Origin of the sequence: Paenibacillus chondroitinus NBRC 15376 (assembly GCF_004000765.1) — a bacterium.
GTDB lineage: Bacteria > Bacillota > Bacilli > Paenibacillales > NBRC-103111 > Paenibacillus_E > Paenibacillus_E chondroitinus.
In genome coordinates, this window is record NZ_BILW01000040.1 from 1 (window position 1) to 20,718 (window position 20,718).

The 20,718-nt window shown below is 43.1% G+C and carries 35 protein-coding genes; 2 read left to right on the forward strand and 33 right to left on the reverse strand.

Annotated features, from left to right (window positions below):
* Positions 1-190: 190 nt before the first annotated feature.
* Together PCH02S_RS28580 and PCH02S_RS28585 are read right to left on the reverse strand one after the other, a co-directional pair.
* Positions 191-421 (reverse strand): hypothetical protein, encoded by a 231-nt coding sequence (locus tag PCH02S_RS28580; RefSeq protein WP_090826664.1) that lies wholly within the window; start codon positions 419-421, stop codon positions 191-193.
* Between the two features lie 156 nt (positions 422-577).
* Positions 578-1,189 (reverse strand): stage II sporulation protein M, encoded by a 612-nt coding sequence (locus PCH02S_RS28585; protein ID WP_164819777.1) that lies wholly within the window; start codon positions 1,187-1,189, stop codon positions 578-580.
* Between the two features lie 111 nt (positions 1,190-1,300).
* Between PCH02S_RS28585 and pdaB the strand changes: the two genes are divergently transcribed.
* A complete protein-coding gene (pdaB, locus tag PCH02S_RS28590; RefSeq protein WP_127457518.1) occupies positions 1,301-2,083 on the forward strand; it encodes a polysaccharide deacetylase family sporulation protein PdaB in 783 nt (260 codons plus the stop codon).
* Positions 2,084-2,110: 27 nt separating this feature from the next.
* Here pdaB and PCH02S_RS28595 read toward each other — a convergent pair whose 3' ends face one another.
* The gene (locus tag PCH02S_RS28595) at positions 2,111-2,707 is read right to left on the reverse strand and encodes a KinB-signaling pathway activation protein (protein ID WP_127457519.1); all 597 of its coding nucleotides are present in this window, start codon (positions 2,705-2,707) and stop codon (positions 2,111-2,113) included.
* A 159-nt stretch (positions 2,708-2,866) separates the two neighbouring features.
* Here PCH02S_RS28595 and gerD point away from each other — a divergent pair, with 159 nt between their 5' ends.
* Positions 2,867-3,616 carry a spore germination lipoprotein GerD gene (gene gerD / locus PCH02S_RS28600; protein WP_164819778.1) on the forward strand — a complete coding sequence of 250 codons (750 nt, stop codon included), beginning with the start codon at positions 2,867-2,869 and terminating at the stop codon, positions 3,614-3,616.
* Between the two features lie 47 nt (positions 3,617-3,663).
* On the opposite strand, the gene PCH02S_RS28605 is transcribed toward gerD, so the two are convergent.
* The 30 genes from PCH02S_RS28605 to rplP all read right to left on the reverse strand — a co-directional run bounded on the left by PCH02S_RS28605 (position 3,664) and on the right by rplP (position 20,716).
* Complete coding sequence (locus PCH02S_RS28605) at positions 3,664-4,770, reverse strand: Mrp/NBP35 family ATP-binding protein (protein WP_127457521.1); 1,107 nt, start codon at positions 4,768-4,770, stop codon at positions 3,664-3,666.
* A 57-nt stretch (positions 4,771-4,827) separates the two neighbouring features.
* Positions 4,828-5,589, reverse strand: coding sequence for an N-acetylmuramoyl-L-alanine amidase CwlD (gene cwlD, locus PCH02S_RS28610; protein WP_127457522.1), 762 nt, complete (start codon positions 5,587-5,589; stop codon positions 4,828-4,830).
* 71 nt (positions 5,590-5,660) lie between these two features.
* Entirely contained in the window at positions 5,661-6,833 is a 1,173-nt protein-coding gene (gene sat, locus PCH02S_RS28615; RefSeq protein WP_127457523.1) for a sulfate adenylyltransferase, read from the reverse strand.
* A gap of 30 nt (positions 6,834-6,863) precedes the next feature.
* Positions 6,864-7,556: a phosphoadenylyl-sulfate reductase gene (locus PCH02S_RS28620; RefSeq protein WP_127457524.1), complete on the reverse strand. Its 693-nt coding sequence runs from the start codon at positions 7,554-7,556 to the stop codon at positions 6,864-6,866.
* Between the two features lie 263 nt (positions 7,557-7,819).
* Positions 7,820-8,212 (reverse strand): 30S ribosomal protein S9, encoded by a 393-nt coding sequence (gene rpsI / locus PCH02S_RS28625; RefSeq protein WP_090826682.1) that lies wholly within the window; start codon positions 8,210-8,212, stop codon positions 7,820-7,822.
* 18 nt (positions 8,213-8,230) lie between these two features.
* Positions 8,231-8,668, reverse strand: coding sequence for a 50S ribosomal protein L13 (rplM, locus tag PCH02S_RS28630; protein WP_127457525.1), 438 nt, complete (start codon positions 8,666-8,668; stop codon positions 8,231-8,233).
* Positions 8,669-8,840: 172 nt separating this feature from the next.
* A complete protein-coding gene (gene truA / locus PCH02S_RS28635; protein WP_127457526.1) occupies positions 8,841-9,602 on the reverse strand; it encodes a tRNA pseudouridine(38-40) synthase TruA in 762 nt (253 codons plus the stop codon).
* Between the two features lie 108 nt (positions 9,603-9,710).
* Entirely contained in the window at positions 9,711-10,076 is a 366-nt protein-coding gene (gene rplQ / locus PCH02S_RS28640; RefSeq protein WP_057304263.1) for a 50S ribosomal protein L17, read from the reverse strand.
* 24 nt (positions 10,077-10,100) lie between these two features.
* A complete protein-coding gene (locus tag PCH02S_RS28645) occupies positions 10,101-11,045 on the reverse strand; it encodes a DNA-directed RNA polymerase subunit alpha (protein ID WP_029196443.1) in 945 nt (314 codons plus the stop codon).
* Between the two features lie 126 nt (positions 11,046-11,171).
* Positions 11,172-11,567: a 30S ribosomal protein S11 gene (rpsK, locus tag PCH02S_RS28650; RefSeq protein ID WP_028557470.1), complete on the reverse strand. Its 396-nt coding sequence runs from the start codon at positions 11,565-11,567 to the stop codon at positions 11,172-11,174.
* Between the two features lie 18 nt (positions 11,568-11,585).
* A complete protein-coding gene (gene rpsM, locus PCH02S_RS28655; RefSeq protein ID WP_127457527.1) occupies positions 11,586-11,954 on the reverse strand; it encodes a 30S ribosomal protein S13 in 369 nt (122 codons plus the stop codon).
* Between the two features lie 19 nt (positions 11,955-11,973).
* Positions 11,974-12,087, reverse strand: coding sequence for a 50S ribosomal protein L36 (gene rpmJ, locus PCH02S_RS28660; RefSeq protein ID WP_029196444.1), 114 nt, complete (start codon positions 12,085-12,087; stop codon positions 11,974-11,976).
* 107 nt (positions 12,088-12,194) lie between these two features.
* On the reverse strand, positions 12,195-12,413 hold the full coding sequence (gene infA / locus PCH02S_RS28665; RefSeq protein ID WP_009676800.1) for a translation initiation factor IF-1: 219 nt from the start codon (positions 12,411-12,413) through the stop codon (positions 12,195-12,197).
* Between the two features lie 2 nt (positions 12,414-12,415).
* Positions 12,416-12,721, reverse strand: coding sequence for a KOW domain-containing RNA-binding protein (locus tag PCH02S_RS28670; protein ID WP_127457528.1), 306 nt, complete (start codon positions 12,719-12,721; stop codon positions 12,416-12,418).
* 10 nt (positions 12,722-12,731) lie between these two features.
* Positions 12,732-13,484: a type I methionyl aminopeptidase gene (gene map, locus PCH02S_RS28675; protein ID WP_127457529.1), complete on the reverse strand. Its 753-nt coding sequence runs from the start codon at positions 13,482-13,484 to the stop codon at positions 12,732-12,734.
* Positions 13,484-14,134: an adenylate kinase gene (locus PCH02S_RS28680; protein ID WP_127457530.1), complete on the reverse strand. Its 651-nt coding sequence runs from the start codon at positions 14,132-14,134 to the stop codon at positions 13,484-13,486. Before PCH02S_RS28680 ends, map begins: the two co-directional genes overlap by 1 nt.
* Positions 14,135-14,219: 85 nt before the next feature.
* A complete protein-coding gene (gene secY, locus PCH02S_RS28685; protein ID WP_127457531.1) occupies positions 14,220-15,524 on the reverse strand; it encodes a preprotein translocase subunit SecY in 1,305 nt (434 codons plus the stop codon).
* Positions 15,524-15,964 (reverse strand): 50S ribosomal protein L15, encoded by a 441-nt coding sequence (gene rplO, locus PCH02S_RS28690; protein WP_127457532.1) that lies wholly within the window; start codon positions 15,962-15,964, stop codon positions 15,524-15,526. The genes secY and rplO overlap by 1 nt, the downstream gene beginning before the upstream one ends.
* A gap of 36 nt (positions 15,965-16,000) precedes the next feature.
* Positions 16,001-16,189 (reverse strand): 50S ribosomal protein L30, encoded by a 189-nt coding sequence (gene rpmD / locus PCH02S_RS28695; RefSeq protein ID WP_079417994.1) that lies wholly within the window; start codon positions 16,187-16,189, stop codon positions 16,001-16,003.
* Positions 16,190-16,200: 11 nt separating this feature from the next.
* The gene (gene rpsE / locus PCH02S_RS28700; RefSeq protein WP_029196451.1) at positions 16,201-16,698 is read right to left on the reverse strand and encodes a 30S ribosomal protein S5; all 498 of its coding nucleotides are present in this window, start codon (positions 16,696-16,698) and stop codon (positions 16,201-16,203) included.
* A 26-nt stretch (positions 16,699-16,724) separates the two neighbouring features.
* On the reverse strand, positions 16,725-17,093 hold the full coding sequence (gene rplR, locus PCH02S_RS28705) for a 50S ribosomal protein L18 (RefSeq protein ID WP_127457533.1): 369 nt from the start codon (positions 17,091-17,093) through the stop codon (positions 16,725-16,727).
* 100 nt (positions 17,094-17,193) lie between these two features.
* Positions 17,194-17,736, reverse strand: coding sequence for a 50S ribosomal protein L6 (gene rplF / locus PCH02S_RS28710; protein WP_127457534.1), 543 nt, complete (start codon positions 17,734-17,736; stop codon positions 17,194-17,196).
* Positions 17,737-17,765: 29 nt separating this feature from the next.
* A complete protein-coding gene (rpsH, locus tag PCH02S_RS28715; protein ID WP_029196454.1) occupies positions 17,766-18,164 on the reverse strand; it encodes a 30S ribosomal protein S8 in 399 nt (132 codons plus the stop codon).
* Positions 18,165-18,196: 32 nt separating this feature from the next.
* A complete protein-coding gene (locus PCH02S_RS28720) occupies positions 18,197-18,382 on the reverse strand; it encodes a type Z 30S ribosomal protein S14 (protein ID WP_029196455.1) in 186 nt (61 codons plus the stop codon).
* 36 nt (positions 18,383-18,418) lie between these two features.
* Complete coding sequence (gene rplE, locus PCH02S_RS28725) at positions 18,419-18,961, reverse strand: 50S ribosomal protein L5 (RefSeq protein WP_127457535.1); 543 nt, start codon at positions 18,959-18,961, stop codon at positions 18,419-18,421.
* Positions 18,962-18,994: 33 nt separating this feature from the next.
* A complete protein-coding gene (rplX, locus tag PCH02S_RS28730; RefSeq protein ID WP_209856245.1) occupies positions 18,995-19,348 on the reverse strand; it encodes a 50S ribosomal protein L24 in 354 nt (117 codons plus the stop codon).
* Between the two features lie 51 nt (positions 19,349-19,399).
* Positions 19,400-19,768, reverse strand: coding sequence for a 50S ribosomal protein L14 (gene rplN / locus PCH02S_RS28735; RefSeq protein WP_028557485.1), 369 nt, complete (start codon positions 19,766-19,768; stop codon positions 19,400-19,402).
* 35 nt (positions 19,769-19,803) lie between these two features.
* Entirely contained in the window at positions 19,804-20,067 is a 264-nt protein-coding gene (rpsQ, locus tag PCH02S_RS28740) for a 30S ribosomal protein S17 (RefSeq protein ID WP_127457536.1), read from the reverse strand.
* A gap of 27 nt (positions 20,068-20,094) precedes the next feature.
* Positions 20,095-20,292 (reverse strand): 50S ribosomal protein L29, encoded by a 198-nt coding sequence (gene rpmC / locus PCH02S_RS28745; protein WP_028557487.1) that lies wholly within the window; start codon positions 20,290-20,292, stop codon positions 20,095-20,097.
* Complete coding sequence (gene rplP, locus PCH02S_RS28750) at positions 20,282-20,716, reverse strand: 50S ribosomal protein L16 (protein ID WP_127457537.1); 435 nt, start codon at positions 20,714-20,716, stop codon at positions 20,282-20,284. The genes rpmC and rplP overlap by 11 nt, the downstream gene beginning before the upstream one ends.
* Positions 20,717-20,718 lie beyond the last annotated feature (2 nt).

Consider the following 20,718-nt stretch of genomic DNA (forward strand, 5'->3'; position numbering starts at 1 on the left):
AATTTCTTCCGTTTATCACCACCTCTGTTTAGCGGCGACTTTTTAAATATACCACATTCGCCCGGAACATTGCAAGTCTTTTTTTGAAATAACTTTTCGAGTCATTTTAAGTCAGCTTGCTTGTCCTTATTTTTCAAGGGGCGAGATATAAAATAACACATAAGGAGAGGGTAAGTCAAGAACATACCCCCTATTTTTTTTGAGCCTGGTAGTTGCGGTTTCTTGCATATTTCGAAATTTCTTTGGGAGTCGCTAAACGAGCATACATCCTGAAGATAACTTTATATCTGGATTCTATGGCCCCTTTAATTTCTTGATCGATTCGTTTGTCGTTTAAATCAAATAACATTTCATCTAATTCTTTACGTAATACGTAATCTAACTCTCTGCATTCCCGATCATTGAACAAAAATCCGAGCATACATCCACCCAAACCCCTCTCGACTGTAGAGATTAATGGCACTAACAGTAGAGTCGAAAGAAGCGGCCAACTCAAACCCTCGTTTGCCCGCCACCCTACTGCTTTACTGTTATGCTCAGATTTTGCCATTTTTATGACAAGATCCCTGAAAAATTTTTACAGATGAACCAACCAGTAGGTGAGTGTACTTTCAATGATTGCCGCAAGGAACAAAAGAACAACGATTGCAACACTTAGAGGTTTGGTTAAGGTTAGTACTTTCTTAAGTTCTGGAATAGCCGTTCTATTGGCTGCAGGAATAAATATTTGCGCGGCACTTTTCCAGACCAACATGCCTATTTTAAGTCCATAAGCACAGGCAAGAAGTATAACTGGGATTTCGATGATACCATGCGGAAGAATCCCTTTGAGCACAATAGCTAGGGTACTCTCATGTGTTTGCAGCGATAGAACATACCCTAATATCATACCGTTTGCAACCAACATGAAGAGCGGCAGCACACCCAAAGGAAGCCCAAGAAAAATAATGGCCACAGATTTGATGGCATTATTCAGGAAGATAATAAAGAAAAACCATATTTGCGGATTGTCTTTCTTACTGAGCGATTGACTTATCGACTTAATTCCTTCTAGTTGATCTTTTAAAAAGTGTGAAAATTGATCTGAGTTTGCCCAGCCTAAATAGAAACTGACGCCAAATACTAAAACAACGACGATGAAATAGTGCTTCATTTCTTTAAAATGCTGCAATAAAGGTTTAAATGTCATTTCTCTTTCCTCCAATTTCGGAAGCATAAGTACTGTGTACGAGCATACATTATTTATCAAAGAGTATACAAGCCTTACCCGTTGTAAGGCATAAGGAGGTACAGGCTGTAAATGAACTATTTTTTTGTACTGAATGCCAAGAAACTCAAGCAATATGTATTTATTGCCCTTGCCATCGTATTCGCAGCAGCTATTGTCTATTCGGAGCAAAGCAACGTGTCTGTCTTTTCTAATGCTGAGCCTTCGGCGATTTATAGTGTGCAGACAGAGAAAAAGGTTATTGCATTAACCTTCGATATTTCCTGGGGAGAGAAACGAGCTGAGCCCATTCTGAACATTCTTAAAGATAAAGGGGTAAAGGACGCAACTTTCTTCCTCTCCTCGCCTTGGAGTAAAACTCACCCCGATATCGTAGAACAAATTAAGAAAGATGGCTTCGAAATCGGCAGTCACGGTAATAAGCATGATAATTACAGCACACTTAGCGATGAAGAAATACGCAAACAAATAACGACAGCACATGGTATATTGACGGAATTAATCGGAAAAGAGCCCAATCTGATCCGATTGCCCAATGGGGATTTCGACAAACGTGTGCTACGAATCGCCAACGATCTAGGTTATTCCGTTATTCAATGGGATACAGACTCGCAGGACTGGCTCAACAAAGGCGTGGATACGATTATAAACCGCGTTATTACTAAGGCTCATCCAGGAGACATTGTTTTGCTGCATGCCAGTGATTCTTCCCAACAAACCCATGAGGCCTTACCTGTTATTATTGATCAATTGAGATCCAAAGGTTATGAATTCGTTACAGTTAGTGAACTAATCAAACAAACTGAAGTACAAACAACCCCTGTGGAAGACAGAACAATGAAACAACTTAATTAATTTCCACAAAAAAAAGAGCTAATTGAATTAGCTCTTTTTGTTATCTAATATTTTATGTAAAATCAGAATTTGCCATGCATTACAAACCAATAGTGGAGCTAACATAAACAAGCTCGAAGCAGCATTGTCTAATTTAAGCGCGGGAACGGCTTCAAGCACGGATACGGCGCACATAAAGAATAAGGTCGGAATAAAGGCGTTTCGATTCGTCATTTTGACTTTCCAGTAAGCAACTCCCAAAGAAATTATCAGTATGATCAGCGGCAAAATAAAGTAACTTAATACGGAATCATTTCCTTCAAAATTGGTCATTCTGAGATACACAAGGTCAATCAATACGACGATGACAATCGTTAGTTGTAAAAGATCCCACACCGTCTTGGATTTAATAATACCCGCGGCAATAAATCTAACGATCAGATAAGCGAAAAAGCCCATTTGACTTAGGACGCTAATCGTCGCTCCCCCAAGCAGCATATTTACCACATTGAAGCCTACAGCCGACAACCCCATAACAGAGAATTCTTTATCGGAAAATTGTAAAATTAGCCCGATTCCTATAGAGACAATCATTCCTAATAATAGTGTTGTCCAAAATAAATGAAACCATTTGCGAAGCGTCACGTGCATTCCCTCCATCATAGACTCTAATTGTTAATTGTACCAACGATTGAGATAAAAAGCCAATGATTTGCCCTTATAATCTATCCCTAACCACGCATACTAATATTACTTAGCTAGGGAAGGGAGCTTTTTCTCATGATAATAAGAAGGTTAAGCCCAATGATGGTCCTGCCGCTCATTACTATCGCTTTACTTCTTTCTTCGTGCGGGACTGACAAATCATCGCAGGGTCAATCACAAGCGGGTACGTATAAAGAACAAAAGACCATGATTCTTGATATTTTAAAGTCAGAAGACGGCAAAAAAGCAATTAGTGCAGCCAATCGCAGCATCATGAATGGCGATGTTGGTGCCACAGGCGTAGCTGGCCAGTCTCAGATCAAACTACTCTCAGCCAACGAATCTTTGCAACTACAAATGGCCGTCAAAGATGTTTTAACAGCAAAAGAAAATAACATGTTTCTCACAGATATGATGAAGGATCCAAAATTTGCAGGAGATTTCGCAAAAGCCATTCAAAAAGAAACAAAACAAATGTTTAAAGAATTGTTAAAAGATCCTGAATATCAGAAGTCACTTGTTGATGTGATGAAAAATCCTGACTACGAGAAAATGATGCTCGATGTCATGAAAACTGCAGCTTATCGTCAGCAAATGATGACCGTAATGGAAGAGTCGATTCAAAGCCCTCTTTTCCGCGCACATATGGTCGACTTACTTAAATCCGCTATTGCTCAGCAGAGCAAGCCTGATCAAATGCCTACGGCAAAAGCCGCTCAAAAGAAGGATGAAAGTGGCGGGGATAGTAAAGATAAAGGTAGTGGAGACAATAAACAAAAGGATGAGAAAAGCGACTCTGAAGATACCGACAAGAAGAAGAAAGAATCCGGTTCATCCGATTCGCAATAAAACACGAAAAAGGGCTAACGGAGAGGTTCTCCGCCAGCCCTTTTCTATTACTTTTCTAATTTGGCGATGATATTCGCGGCCACATCCAGATAGATTTGACCTGTTTTGGATTCTTGTTTATACACCGAAGGTGAATAATCAATTTCTGAAATGTGATTATCAGGAGCTCCCAGCGGTATCTGAGCTAATAATTCACTGTGCAAATCATCCGCAAGTCTAGCTCCGCCGCCTTTTCCAAATACGTAATCCTTGCTGCCGCAATCTTTGCACTCATAGTAGGACATATTTTCAACAATCCCTAACACTTCATGGTTCGTTTGAATCGCCATTGCGCCAGCTCTAGCCGCTACGAAAGCTGCAGTTGCATGCGGCGTAGTCACGATCACTTCTTTACTTTGTGGAATTAGCTGATGCACATCAAGTGCAACATCCCCTGTGCCTGGAGGAAGATCTAGAAGGATATACTCCACATCCCCCCAGTTCACTTCGTTAAAGAAGTTCCGCAGCATCTTACCCAGCATCGGCCCACGCCAAATAACGGGTGCATTATCTTGAACAAAGAAACCCATAGAAATAACTTTGACACCGAATTTCTCTACTGGCAGGATGACATTATCAACGAGCTTAGGCTGTTCTTCAATGCCCATCATATCTGGGATGCTAAAGCCGTAAATATCTGCATCGATGATGCCTACTTTTTTCCCTTGGCGTGCTAACGCAACAGCTAGATTCACCGTCACGGTCGATTTACCTACGCCCCCTTTACCACTGGCAACAGCAATAAACTGTACCTTGGACGCTTCACCCAATATGGGTTGATCGATAGGAGGTTGTACGGGTTTGGTGTCCTTAGTGTTATCTGAAGCGCTTGAAGTTGGTTTATGTAGCTCCTCAATCTGATTTCGTTCATAGTCCGTCATCAATCTAAAGCGAATATGAACCTGCACTGCTCCTAGTTGTTCTATAGCTTCACGAATAAAGTTCTTCGCCGTGTCTTTATAAGCTTCATCTTCCGTTGCAACGATCAAACTTAGCGAGACACTTTCTTCTTTTATTAAAATATCCCGAACCAAATTCAGCTCGACAACACTTTGGTTATATCGAGGCTCTTGCAGAGGTTTTAAAGCTTCTAATAGCAACTCTTTATTTATCATAGCCACTCACCTTTATTAAGAGATCGTAATTATATTAGTGGCCTTTATTATAACACATTATGATTCAGAACCCACTTTCTCGCCGGCATAAAATCTAAGAACACCCTGATAAATGGCGGCGGCGACCATTTTCTGATATTTCTCGTCAGCAAGAAGTCTTGCTTCATCCGGATTAGAAAGGAACCCTACTTCTACGAGTGCACTCGGAATTTTTAAAGTTTTTAGCAAATACACCGTTTTGTCTGCAGGCTTCGCGACACGATCAGTATTTTCCAAATTTCTTTTTAATTCGAGTTGAATTAGTGCAGCAAGGTTGGAGTTATTGGGATTATTCGTGTAGTAGAACGTTTGTGCCCCTTTCCACTTGGGTGAAGGAATACTGTTCAAATGAACGCTCAGGAACATATCGGCATTTTTCTCATTTATCATATCCGCTCGATTGTGGAGATCTTCTGTTTTCCTTTTACTGTACCCTTTGGTACTTGGGTCTGCTAGATCTGTATCCGTTTCTCTGGTCATTACAACGAGCGCCCCTGCTTGCTGTAAATAATCACGCAATTGCAAAGTAATGGCTAGATTGATATCTTTCTCAATCACACCTTCTTTGCTCGAAGCACCGCCGTCCGGACCGCCATGCCCGGCATCCAGCGCGATGGTTTTACCCGATAACGGTAATGTCCAGTCTGACCATGTTTTCGTCGCCGGAAGCTCATAGGCATAGATAAAAACAACGAGCGCTACCAGTAAAGTCGAAAGTGCTAGCTTGAGGCTGCTGTGAAAAGTCAGCCAGACGACCAACCGCTTCTTCCTTTTACGCATAAAAAATCCACCTCTGTTCCCCATAGACTCTGTATCATCTATATGGGACAGGGTGGACAAATATACCTTGCTTACACGTGATAATCAGGGTCTCGAAGCCCTTCAATTAAAACTTGAGCAACCTCTTGACGAGTAAACTCCGGCGGCGGGCACTGTCCATCTCTAAGAAGGCCGCGTACCTTCGTACCAGAGAGGTGCATGTGGTATGACTTATCATGTGGACAAGTTTTACTAGACGCCATGTTACCGCATTTGGTGCAGTAGAAGCTGTGCTCAAAAAATAGAGGAGTGATCCCCAATTCATCTGCTGTAAACCCGCTGAAAATCTCTTGCGCCTCATACGTACCGTAGTAGTCGCCTACGCCTGCGTGGTCGCGTCCAACGATAAAATGAGTGCAACCATAGTTTCTACGCACTATAGCGTGCAGAATCGCCTCACGTGGCCCTGCATAGCGCATAGCGGCCGGATAAACGCCAAGATGCGTACGATTCTTTGGATAGTAGTTCTCGAGGAGAACTAGATAGCTTTTCATCCGAACATCAGCGGAAATGTCATCGGACTTTGTTTCACCAACAAGCGGGTTGAGAAATAGAGCATCCACAATTTCCATCGCAGATTTCTGAATGTATTCATGCGCACGATGGACCGGATTACGCGTTTGGAAACCAACAACGGTTTTCCAGCCATTTTCCGCAAAAATACGACGCGTCTCCGATGGATCATAGTAGAACTCTTCAAACTTCTTCGGCTTAGGACGATTCAGCATCTGGATCGGTCCACCGATATTGGTAGAGGATCGAGAAAAGAGCTTATTAACACCTGGATGAGCCGTATCATCCGTTTTGAAAACTTTAACAGCTTCGTTCACTTGGTCAACTTTGTAGATGCTAGTCGTGTCTAAAATAGCGTAAGGTACGCCATCTTCCTCGCCTACAAGCGCAACCTGCTCACCAATAGTAATGGAAGCAGCAATGTCAGGAGGAATGGACAACGTAATTGGAATACTCCAGACCGTCCCATCTGTCAGGCGCATAGTTTCTACAACAGTATTGTAATTTGCTTCATCAAGAAAACCGATTAGAGGGGAGAACGCGCCTACTGCAATAAGATCAAGGTCAGAAATGGTCCATGAGTTTACACGAATTTGTTTCAAGGAAGCCGCGATTTTGAGAAATTCTTCTCTATGCTCTGCCGGTACCAAGCGGTTGATTAATTCGCCACCATGTGGTTTGATCCTCGTCATTGACGTAGTCCCCCCATCATCCCGCCATTCTTATTTATGGAGACCGCATTCCGTTTTCTCCGTATTCGCCCAACGGCCTGCGCGTGGATCTTCTCCTTCTGCTACTTGACGTGTGCAATGCGTGCAGCCAATGCTGGGATAGTTACGATCATGCAGCGGGTTATAAATTACATTATTCTCACGAATGTAATTCCATACATCTTCTGACGTCCAGTTAGCCAACGGATTGAATTTAATCAAACCAAATTTCACATCATATTCTACTTTTTTAGCATTTGCACGAGTCGGAGCTTGATCGCGGCGGATTCCCGTAATCCATGCATCATAGTTTTTTAGAATATCTGTAAGCGGATCGACCTTGCGAATGTTGCAGCATTGATTTGCATCGCTTTTCCAAAGCTCGTCGCCAAATTTCTCAGCTTGTTCTTCAAGCGTAAGTTTCGGCAGTACTTGAACGAACTTCGTTCCGTAATGCTGCTCAAGACGATCCCGAGTTTCATAGGTTTCTGGAAAATGAACATTCGTATCCAAGTAGAAAATATCTACGTTCGGATTAATCTTTTGAAGCATATCAACGAGTACAACATCTTCCGCACCAAAACTACATGCAAGTGTTAAACTAGGGAATTTTTCAACAGCTAATCTCAAAACAGCTTCAGCTGGCTGATTTTCAAATTCTTCAGCGGCTTTAGTAACAAAGGCTTCTTTTTCGAAAAGATTCATGGGTACTTTACCTCCATTTTTAATTCCGAGTGATATTGTATGATTTATACTTAATTATAACTGAGTTATTCTTTCTGTCAATGACTTATCATCATTTTGGTATTAACTTCACCTTATTTATACCCTTATATATATTCAAACGATGAAAAATGGCACGTGTTGAGAATACTTTTCAACAAAAAAATAAAAACCTGCATAAAGACAAAAAAACCTCCCCAGCAAGCTGCCAGGAAGGTTTCTTTTGAGCGCCGAAGCGCAAGATCTTAACGTTTGGAGAATTGAGGAGCGCGACGAGCGGCTTTCAATCCATATTTTTTACGCTCTTTCATACGGGAATCACGTGTTAGGAATCCAGCTTTTTTCAAGGATCCACGGTATTCAGGATCAGCTTTCAACAAAGCGCGGGAGATACCGTGACGGATTGCTCCAGCTTGTCCGCTGATTCCACCACCATTAGCAAGAACCAAAACGTCGTATTTACCGACAGTTTCTGTCAAAGCCAAAGGTTGTTTAACGATAAGTTTCAAAGTTTCTAGACCGAAATACTCATCTAGATCACGTTTATTGATAATGATGCGTCCTTCACCCGGTACTAGGCGCACACGCGCTACCGAATGTTTACGACGACCCGTTCCATAATATTGAACTTGTGCCACGAAACGTTCCTCCTTATATTAACCGCGAAGATTCCAAACTTCTGGTTGTTGTGCTAGATGTGGGTGTTCTGCTCCACCGTATACTTTAAGCTTTGTTTTCAAGCTGTCGCCAAGACGGTTCTTAGGAAGCATACCGTGTACAGCGAATTCGATCATACGGTCAGGTTTGCTGTTAAGCAAGTCCTGAGCGGAAGTCACTTTCAAACCACCTTGGTATAAAGAGTGACGGTAGTACATTTTGTTTTGCATTTTTTTACCAGTAAGCTTAATTTGGGAAGCATTGATAACAACTACGAAATCACCAGTATCTACGTGTGGAGTGAACTCCGGTTTGTGCTTACCGCGGATAATGCTAGCAACTTCACTTGCAAGACGACCAAGTGTTTGGCCTGCAGCGTCAACAATGTACCATTTACGCTCTACTTCATTTGGCTTCGCCATATATGTCGTGCGCATGCTGAATCCTCCTAAAAATATATCTCAAATACATATTTATTATAGTTAACTTACATAATCGATGGATGGTTGTGGCAGCTGCGGATCAGGGGCTGTGGGATAGCCGATCACGAAACGCCAAGTTATATTTTACACGAAACCTAGTGAAGAAGCAAGAAAAGTTTCAACTTTTTTAATACTCTACTTTCCACAACATTAACCCCATCGCTTCGGCAGTTGGCCCTGCTTCAGCCCGGTTTCTGGCCTCAAGAATGCGCTGCATATCGCTGCTAGGTCTCTTGCCTTCGCCAATCTGAATTAACGTGCCTACAATAATCCTAACCATGTTATAAAGGAAGCCGTTCCCCGTCACAATGATCCGAATCCTTTCAACCTGACCCCCACCGATTAACTCGTCGGTTTCAAGCACCATACGAGCCTCGTAGAGGGTTCTCACCTTTACTTCCTTATCCGTTCTCACCGTGCAAAACGAAGTGAAATCATGCTCTCCTAGCAAACAAGGGAGCGCCTCTCTCATGGCTTCCACGTTTAAATGCGTAGGGTGATGGTATTCATAATTGCGGTGAAAGACATCAGGGAAGCGCACCGAACGAATCGTGTAACAGTAAGTCTTGCGTTTCGCGGCTTTGCGGGAGTGAAAAGAAGGGGGGACCTCCTCCGCCGTATGAGCGACGATGTCCTTGGGTAGTCTAGCGTTTAGAGCTAAACACCAACGTTCCACAGGTATCTTGGAATTCGTGGTAAAATTAATAACTTGCGCTTTGGCGTGAACACCCGCGTCAGTGCGCCCCGAGGAGGCCACTTTCACTTGCTCACCAGTCAACAGATAAACAGCCTGTTCTAACCGCTGCTGGATGGTATCCGCATTGGGTTGAATCTGAAAGCCTGAGTATGCTGTGCCATCATAACTTATAGTAAACCGTAGATTTCTCAAGGCTTGTTCCTCCATGAGTCATCCTTCCTACCGTATAGGTCAGGTAAAAGACTGCAAAAAAAGGGCTTCACCAGAATCTATGATTCCGTCCACCCTTTCCCATCCGTCTTATGCGCGATCTACTAGCTCTAGGTATACCATTGGTGCTGCGTCACCGCGGCGTGGTCCCAGTTTAAGGATACGCGTGTATCCACCTGGACGCTCGGAGTAACGAGTAGCCAAATCGGAGAAAAGTTTTTGAATCGCATCTTGATTTTCGTTTGCAGCCTCTCTACGAACAAAAGCAGCAACCTGACGGCGAGCATGAAGATCTCCGCGTTTCGCAAGAGTGATTAACTTCTCAGCGATGGAACGAATTTCTTTTGCTTTTGCTTCTGTAGTTTGAATGCGTTCATGTATGAACAAATCTGTAACCAGATCACGGAACAATGCTTTACGATTACTGGAATCGCGGTTCAACTTCCTGTAGTTCATTGAATTAACCTCCTTCTGACAAGACTATTCCTCGGTACGAAGACCCAAACCAAGCTCTTCGAGCTTTTCTTGAACTTCTTCAAGCGATTTGCGACCTAAGTTCCGAACTTTCATCATGTCTTCTTCTGTTTTGGTAATAAGCTCTTGTACGGTGTTAATCCCTGCACGCTTGAGACAGTTGTAAGAACGAACAGATAGATCAAGCTCTTCGATAGTCATCTCCAGAACTTTCTCTTTCTTATCTTCTTCTTTCTCCACCATAATCTCAGCATCTTTGGCTTCGTCCGTCAAACCGACGAACAAGTTCAGATGTTCAGTTAAGATTTTGGCGCCCAAGCTTACTGCTTCTTCTGGTCTAATACTTCCATCGGTCCACACTTCGAGGGTCAACTTATCATAGTTCGTCACTTGGCCGACGCGAGTATTCTCGATACTGTAATTTACTCGGGTAATAGGCGTGTAGATCGAATCAATTGGAATCACACCGATTGGTTGCTCTTCATGCTTATTTTTATCCGATTGGACGTAACCGCGTCCTCTGCCCGCATGAATCCTCATGTGAAGACGCGCATCCGGAGACAAGGTTGCAATATGCAGATCCGGGTTAAGAATCTCCACATCGCTATCACCGCGAATATCTGCCGCAGTAATATTACCTTCTCCTTCTGCATCAATTTCAAGCACTTTCTCCTCATCGGAGTGAATTTTCAACGAAAGTCCTTTAAGATTAAGGATAATTTCCGTTACATCCTCAAGCACGCCAGGAATCGTTGAAAACTCATGCAAAACGCCATCGATTTGGACAGAGGTTACTGCAGCCCCGGGTAAAGAGGACAGTAAGATACGACGTAGTGAGTTACCTAATGTTGTACCATAGCCACGCTCCAAAGGCTCTATGATAAATCTTCCATAAGCGCCGTCTTCACTTAAAGCTACAGTTTCGATTTTTGGCTTTTCGATTTCGATCATGAAATGTACCCTCCATTCAATACGTCGTTTCCCTCTGGATACTTCGCTTCAAAATTTCATAGTATGCCTATCCTTCAAACCATTATTCACGTTTTTAAGATAATTATACTACAAAGTAATCCTGAATTATACGCGACGACGTTTTGGAGGACGGCAGCCATTGTGAGGAACCGGAGTCACGTCTTTAATCAGGTTTACTTCAAGACCTGCTGCTTGCAAAGAGCGGATTGCTGCTTCGCGGCCAGCGCCTGGACCTTTAACCATAACTTCAACAGTTTTCAAGCCGTGCTCCATAGCTGCTTTAGCTGCTTTTTCAGCTGCCATTTGTGCCGCAAAAGGTGTACTTTTACGGGAACCTTTGAATCCAAGGTTTCCTGAAGATGCCCAGGAAATTGCGTTGCCATGAGGATCCGTGATCGTTACGATCGTATTGTTAAACGTTGAACGGATATGTGCAACTCCGGACTCAATATTTTTACGGTCACGACGTTTCGTACGGACTACTTTTTTAGGTTTTGCCATTAGCTCTAACCCCCTTTATTATTTCTTCTTATTAGCTACTGTACGACGAGGACCTTTACGTGTACGAGCATTAGTTTTAGTACGTTGACCACGAACAGGAAGACCACGGCGGTGACGAAGACCACGGTAGGATCCGATTTCGATTAGACGTTTGATGTTCAGGGAAATCTCACGGCGAAGGTCGCCTTCTACTTTAAGGGTTTTGTCAATTACATCACGGATTTTGCTCACTTCATCTTCCGTCAGGTCGCGAACGCGAGTGCTGCCGTCAATACCTGTTGTAGCGATGATTTTCTGAGCAGTTGTAGTGCCGATACCGAAAATGTAAGTCAACGCGATTACTACTCGTTTGTCACGAGGTAAGTCAACTCCAGCTAAACGTGCCATCTACAGATTGCACCTCCTTTTAACCTTGTTTTTGTTTGTGCTTTGGATTTTCGCAAATTACCATAATGTTACCTTTACGGCGAATAACTTTGCATTTCTCGCAAATCGGTTTAACCGATGGTCTAACTTTCATTTCTAAGCCCTCCTTATCATCGTAAGCAACCATGTTGCGTTTTCTGTTAGAAAACTTGCTTCGTAAGCATACGCCTTGAGAGAGTAACTTACATGTAAGCCGAACATTTATTTAAAGCGGTAGGTTATACGGCCTCTCGTTAAATCATAAGGCGATAATTCTACGGTAACCTTGTCTCCAGGTAAAATGCGGATAAAGTGCATTCTGATTTTACCAGATACATGGGCTAGGATTTTATGACCATTTTCCAATTCAACCTTAAACATTGCATTCGGAAGAGGTTCAATCACTGTACCTTCTACTTCAATTACATCTTCTTTGGCCACAGTCATTCTCCTTTCTCTTGTGCTTCAACTTGCTTGAGTTCAACGAATTTGGCAATTGCGAAGCGCAACTTTCCATTAGTAACACGACCTGTTTCCCTAATGCTTGACTCCACTTCACTACTAATCGTTTCTTGTATTTGAAGATGATTCAGGTTCTTCTTCTTCGGCTGATCGAATTTCCGATTTACGCCGTCTGCAAGCCAGACAAAGCGATCATCGACAATACCAATCACGACCGCATATTCTCCGGGGTCTCTACCGCGAAGCACCTTTACGATTTGACCCACCTTCGGCATCAACCTATCCATTCATCATCACCTACGATCTAGGCAAGGTTAATATTTCGTAACCAGAAGCCGTTATAGCAACCGTATGTTCAAAATGAGCGCATAATGTACGATCCGCGGTGACAACAGTCCAATCGTCTTCGAGTGTTTGGACGAATCTTTCGCCAACGACCACCATGGGTTCAATGGCTAGGACCATGCCTGGTTTGAGACGGGGACCTTTGTCAGGTACACCGTAATTCGGAATTTGTGGTTCTTCGTGAAGATCCGTTCCGATACCGTGACCGACATACTCTATAACCACGGAGAAGCCTGCGTCTTCAATACAAGTTTGGATTGCATGCGACAACGTGTAGAGTCTAGCATCCGGTTTAGCTTCTGCTATGCCTCGATACAGTGATTCTTCTGTCACGGCTAACAAACGTTTAGCTGTTTCAGATATCTCACCGACAGGATACGTCCAAGCAGAATCTCCATGATAACCTTTATACTGAGCGCCAATATCAACAGAGATAATATCGCCCTCAACCAGCTTTCTTGGACCAGGAATACCATGAACTAATTCTTCGTTGACTGAAGCACAAATGCTTCCAGGAAAACCGTTATAGCCTTTGAAAGATGGAATTGCTCCCTGACTGCGAATGTAATCCTCAGCGATCTGATCAAGTTCTTTCGTTGTAATGTTCGGACGAATTGCCCTCGCCAATAAGCGATGCGTATCTGCTACGATACGACCTGCTTCTCGCATAAGGTCTAGTTCAACCTCGGACTTACAAATGATCATTACGCTAGACCTCGTAGCAGTGAACTAATTTGTTCGGTTACCGCATGAATGTCTTGTTCCCCGTTAACCTCACGCAATAATTCCCTCTTTTGGTAGTAATCCAGCAGCGGAGCGGTTTTGTTGATGTACTCATCCAAACGCGTTCCGACTTTCTCTTCCGTATCATCAGATCGTTGGTACAACTCACCTGAACACTTATCGCATACGCCATCTTGCTTTGGTGGGTTGAAGATTACATGATACGTAGCACCACAGGATTTACAAATTCTTCGGCCGGTTAGTCGTGCGAGCAAAAAGCTGCGATCAACGGAAAGATTGATTACTAATTCAATCTTCTTGCCTAAGGAATCTACAATTTCAGCCAAAGCATCTGCCTGAGCAACAGTTCTCGGGAACCCGTCAAGCAGGAAACCTTTATCGCAGTCCGGTTGAGCAAGACGCTCTCTTACAATACCGTTTGTGATTTCATCAGGAACAAGAAGCCCCTTATCCACATAACCTTTGGCTTCAACACCAAGTGGTGTTCCTTGGCTCATCGCCAAGCGAAACGCATCTCCAGTTGAGATATGAGGAATTTGAAATTCACTTACGATCTTTTCAGCTTGCGTACCTTTGCCTGCACCAGGAGGCCCCATAAAAATTACGTTCAACTTTAAATCCTCCCATCGCACTCGGCATTACGAACAGCACAATAGGTGCCGATGTCGCATAATTTGCCCCATCAGAACCTATTTGCTATTTATTGATAAACCCTTTGTAATGCCGTTTAATCAATTGGCTCTCGATTTGTTTCATCGTTTCAAGACCAACGCCTACTACGATAAGTAAAGAAGTACCACCAATCCGAACCGAACTTGGCAAACCTGCAAGACCTCCAAAAAGCATAGGGAGAATCGAGATTGCTGAAAGAAACAGAGCTCCAGAAAGAGTAATTCTAGTCATTACACGAGTCAGATAAACAGAAGTTGTTTTACCAGGTCTGATCCCCGGTATGTAGCCGCCATTTTTCTTCATCTGATCAGCCATTTGAACTGGATTAATTTGTACGAAAGTGTAGAAGTATGTGAAACCGATAATCAACAGTACATACAGAACAATCGCTAACGGAGCAGTCTGGTTAATACTCAAGTTGTTAATAATCCATTCTGCAACGACATTACCTCTCCAGTAACTTGCAATGGTTGGAGGGAACATTAATAACGAAAGTGCGAAGATAACTGGGATTACACCAGCAGCATTCACTTTAAGTGGAATGTGCGTAGTTTGACCACCATACATTTTACGACCAACTACACGCTTAGCATATTGTACAGGAATCTTACGAACCCCTTGTTGTACAAAGATGACACCAGCAATAATCAGCACAACAACGATAGCAATAATGATCAGTTTTACGATATTCAGGAATAAAGCTCCTTCGGTCGCAAACAGTGACTTGTAGATTTGCTGTATGCTTGTAGGAATCGCCGCGACGATACCTGCAAAGATGATAATGGAAATACCGTTGCCAATCCCAAATTCAGTGATTTGCTCCCCGAGCCACATCAAGAAAGCTGTACCAGCAGTCAGTACGATAGCAATCAAAGCAAATGTTGCGAACCCTGGATCAATAACGAGCCCGTTATATAAGCGGTTGAACCCGATTGAAAGACCGAATGCTTGCACAATACCTAGGATGATCGTACCGTAGCGAGTAACTTGCGTCATCTTCTTTCTTCCAACATCGCCTTCTTTCGCCCATTGCGCAAAGCGCGGGACTACATCCATGGACAAAAGCTGAACGATGATAGAAGCTGTGATGTAAGGCATAATTCCCATCGCGAAGATGGAGAACTGGAAGAGCGCACCGCCGGAAAACGTGTTAAGCAAACCAAAGACATCGCTCTGATTCGCTTGGTCTTGAAGTTTAAGAACATCTGTATTTATGTTAGGCACCGGAATGAACGCACCTAAACGGTAGACGATTAACAAGATGAGTGTAAAAACAATCCTTCTACGCAAATCCTCTACCTTGAAGATGTTGGCTATGGTACTGAACATTAAATCACCTCGGTTTGACCGCCGGCAGCTTGGATTTTCTCAATCGCTGATTGAGAGAACTTATTCGCTTTAACGGTTAATTTTACTGTGATTTCACCGTTTCCTAAAATCTTGATGCCGTCTTTAGGAGCTTTAACAATACCAGACTCCATCAAAACTTCTGGAGTAACTTCGGTACCAGCTGCGAAATTGTTCAAATCTTCAAGGTTCACGATTGCGTACTCCGTACGGAAACGGTTCGTGAAACCACGTTTTGGTAAACGACGGTATAATGGATTTTGTCCACCCTCGAATCCAGGACGAACGCCACCACCGGAACGTGCGTTTTGACCTTTGTGTCCGCGAGTTGATGTTTTACCCATACCACTACTTGTTCCACGTCCAACACGTTTGCGAGTTTGACGAGCGCCTGTAGCAGAACTTAGTTCATGTAACTTCATCGTTGTACACCTCCTCTAGATCTTAATATCGTGCAATTATGCTTCGATTTCTTTAACTTCTACCAAATGGCTCACTTGATTAACCATACCTCTGATTGCTGCGTTGTCTTGGTGAAGAACAGTTTGGTGCAGCTTGCGCAGACCAAGAGTTTTCACAGTAACACGTTGCGTTTCAGGGCGGCCAATCAGGCTGCGTTTTAGGGTAATTTGTAGTTGTTTCGCCATGTTTACCCCTCCTAACCTAGTAACTCTTGAACAGTTTTACCACGAAGCTTTGCAACTTCTTCCGCTTTTTTCAAACGGCTTAAGCCTTCAAGCGTTGCGTTAACCATGTTCATAGAGTTCGATGAACCCAGGGATTTTGTCAAAATATCGCCGATACCAGCAAGTTCAAGAACTGCACGAACTGGTCCGCCTGCGATAACTCCTGTACCTTGGGAAGCCGGTTTAAGCAGAACGCGTCCTGCTCCAAACTTACCAGTTACAAGGTGAGGAATAGAAGTGCCTACGATTGGAACATGAATCAAGTTCTTTTTCGCATCTTCAATTCCTTTGCGGATTGCATCAGGAACTTCGGATGCTTTACCGATTCCTGCGCCAACCCAGCCATTGCCATCGCCAACGACAACAAGTGCGCTGAAGCTGAAACGACGTCCGCCTTTTACTACTTTAGCTACGCGATTAATATTAACAACTTTTTCTGTTAGCTCTAAAGTATTAGGATCTACACGCAAGTCTTTTACCTCCTTATATCTATTTCCTAGAATTCTAGTCCAGCTTCACGAGCTGCGTCAGCCAATGCTTGAACACGTCCATGATAGAGGTAGCCACCGCGGTCAAATACCACTTTGTCTACACCTTTCTCTTTCGCACGTGCTGCGATCAATGCGCCAACTTTACGAGCAGCTTCTACGTTACCGCCGTTACCGATATCGCTTTTCAGATCTTTATCTTGAGTGGATGCTGCAGCGATTGTAACACCAGTTGTGTCATCGATCAGTTGAGCATACATGTGTTTGGAAGAACGGAAAATGTTCAAACGTGGGCGAGCAGTTGTACCTTCAATTTTCTTACGAACGCGAAGGTGTCTTTTCAAACGTGCTTTGTTTTTATCGCCTTTAGTAATCATCTATACTTACACTCCTTTCATCACTTATGATGCGAGGCTTACGCTTAGATAGCAAGCTTTCTCACGAAAGCTCTTAGCTATTACCCGCGATCTAACGTTCTTATTTCTTCTTACCAGCTTTACCTTCTTTACGAAGAATGCGCTCGCCTTCATACTTGATACCTTTACCTTTATACGGCTCAGGCTCACGTACGGCACGAACTTTAGCTGCCATTGCACCTACGCGCTCTTTATCAATTCCGCGAACGATGATTTTTGTGTTTGAAGGAACTTCAAACTCAATACCGCTCTCTGGCGTGATTTCAACTGGGTGAGAGTACCCAACGTTAAGAACCAGTTTGTCACCGCTTTTGTTAGCACGGTAACCTACGCCTACTAGATCCAAAGATTTCACGAAGCCTTCCGTTACACCACTTACCATGTTGGCAACAACACTACGTGTTGTACCATGCAAAGCACGGTGGAGCTTGTTGTCGGAAGGACGCTCAACGGAAATCTCGTTTTCTAGAACACTAACTTTCATATCTTTATGAAGTTCACGGGACAAGGAACCTTTAGGGCCTTTAACCGTGATTTGAGTATTCTCTAGTGTTACATTTACACCACTTGGAATGGTGATTGGTTTGCGACCAATACGAGACATGTTTGCACCTCCATTCAATTACAATTGTATTACCAAACGTAGCAGATAACCTCTCCGCCAGCTTTGGATTGACGAGCATCTTTATCCGTCATAACTCCTTTAGATGTGGAGATGATGGCAATCCCTAATCCGCCCAATACACGAGGGATTTCTTGTGATTTCGTATAAACGCGTAGTCCTGGTTTGGAGATTCTCTTCAAACCGGAGATAACACGCTCATTGTTTGAACCGTATTTCAGGAACAAACGAATGATACCTTGTTTGCTATCTTCAACGTACTCAGCATCACGGATAAATCCTTCTTTTTTAAGGATTTCAGCGATTTCCCTTTTCACTTTTGATGCAGGGATTTCAACTGTCTCATGACGTACGATATTCGCATTACGAATGCGAGTTAGCATATCTGCAATTGGATCTGACATGACCATTTGTGTAAACCTCCTTCCCGAAAATAGGGTGATTACCAGCTTGCTTTTTTCACGCCTGGAATCTGACCTTTGTGTGCTAATTCGCGGAAACAAATCCGACAAATTTTGAACTTGCGAAGCACTGAATGCGGACGTCCGCAGCGCTCACAACGTGTGTATGCTTGCACTTTAAACTTCGGGGTACGTTGTTGTTTGACTTTCATCGAAGTTTTTGCCACTTAATATAACACCTCCTGATAGGTACGACCTGGAACCTATTTAACGAAAGGCGCTCCGAGTTGTGTTAAAAGCTCGCGAGCTTCCTCGTCGGACTTAGCCGTTGTTACGATAACGATATCCATACCACGAACTTTATCAACCTTATCATACTCAATTTCAGGGAAAATGAGTTGTTCTTTCAAACCAAGCGTGTAGTTTCCACGGCCATCAAAAGCCTTGTTGGAAATACCGCGGAAGTCACGTACACGTGGAAGTGATACGTTGAAAAGTTTATCCAAGAAATGATACATGCGCTCGCCGCGAAGTGTAACCTTCACACCGATTGGCATGTTCTCACGAAGTTTGAAACCCGCGATTGCTTTTTTGGATTTAGTTACAACTGGTTTTTGACCAGCGATTTTTTGAAGATCTTCTACTGCAGTATCAAGTACTTTAGAATTCGATACAGCCTCACCAACACCCATGTTGATAACAACTTTCTCGATTTTAGGAACTTGCATTACTGTTGAGTAGTTAAACTTTTGAATTAACGCTGGAGTAATTTCGTTCAAATAACGATCTTTCATTCTTACTGCCATGACTCAATTGCCTCCTTTCCATGCTTGTTTGTATTAGTCGATAACTTCGCCGGATTTTTTCGCGATACGAACTTTCGTTCCGTTATCCAATACTTTGTATCCTACGCGAGTAGGTTTGCCGCTCTTAGGATCAATCAGCATCACGTTAGATACGTGGATTGCAGCTTCTTGATTCAAGATACCGCCTTGTGGGTTTTGTTGGGATGGTTTCGCATGTTTCTTAACCATGTTTACACCTTCAACCAGTACACGGTTTTGACGAGGATAAGCAGCGATTACACGGCCCTTCTTACCTTTGTCTTTACCAGTGATTACAAAAACCGTATCGTCTTTTTTCACGTGCAGTTTATTGTTATGAGATTCTAATCTCTTTTTAGTTCTTGGCATTAGCTTCTACACCTCCTGAGGTTTCCCGTAAGGAAAACAGACTAACTGTTCTTAGATAACTTCTGGAGCCAAGGATACGATCTTCATGAAGTCTCTGTCACGAAGTTCGCGTGCAACTGGTCCAAAGATACGTGTACCACGTGGACTTTTATCTTCTTTCACGATAACAGCCGCATTCTCATCAAATGAGATATAAGATCCGTCTTTACGGCGAGCACCGCTCTTCGTACGAACGATAACTGCTTTAACAACGTCACCTTTTTTGACAACGCCACCAGGTGTTGCTTCTTTTACTGAACATACGATCAAATCACCAATGTGACCAACGCGACGACCAGTACCACCCAAAACACGGATACACATCAATTGCTTAGCACCGGAGTTGTCAGCAACAGCCAAACGAGTAAATGGTTGAATCATCGTATTCCCTCCTTTCGGGGTTCATATCTAGATTATTAGATAACAACTGCAACTTCAAGAACTTCAACAAGTCTCCAAGATTTATCTTTGGACAAAGGTCTAGTTTCAGAAATTTTCACAGTGTCACCGATTTTAGCTTGATTGTTTTCATCATGAGCTTTGAATTTCTTCGTATATTTGATTCTCTTGTGGTAGAGATCATGCTTTTTGTAAGTTTCAACAGCAACAACAATGGTTTTATCCATTTTATCGCTGACAACTTTACCGATCAGAACTTTACGTTCGTTACGTTCAGCCATCTAAGGAAGCCTCCCTTCTAGATTTGGTTACCCAATACCCAATTCTCTTTCACGCAAAATAGTCTTGGCACGAGCGATCTCTTTACGCAAATCACGAATTTGAGTCGGATTGTCCAATTGACCAGTAGCTAGTTGAAAACGGAGGTTAAAGAGTTCTTCTTTAAAACCATTAACTTTTTGCTCGATTTCAGCAGTGGTTAAGTTCCGGAATTCACTACCCTTCATTTGCTTCACCGCCTACTTCTTCTCTTTTCACGAACTTCGTTTTGATTGGAAGCTTGTGAGCAGCAAGACGCATCGCTTCGCGAGCTACCTCTTCGCTAACACCAGCAAGTTCAAACAATACTTTGCCCGGTTTTACAACGGAAACCCATTTTTCCACGTTACCTTTACCGCTACCCATACGAACTTCAAGCGGTTTTTGTGTAATTGGTTTAGCTGGGAAAATTTTAATCCATACTTTACCGCCACGTTTGATGTAACGTGTCATGGCAATACGAGCTGCTTCGATTTGACGGTTGGTTACCCAAGCCGGTTCAACTGCTTGCAGACCATATTCGCCAAAAGTTACTTCCGTTCCACCTTTAGCGCGACCTTTCATGCTACCGCGGTGTTCTTTGCGGTGTTTTACACGTTTAGGTACTAACATGA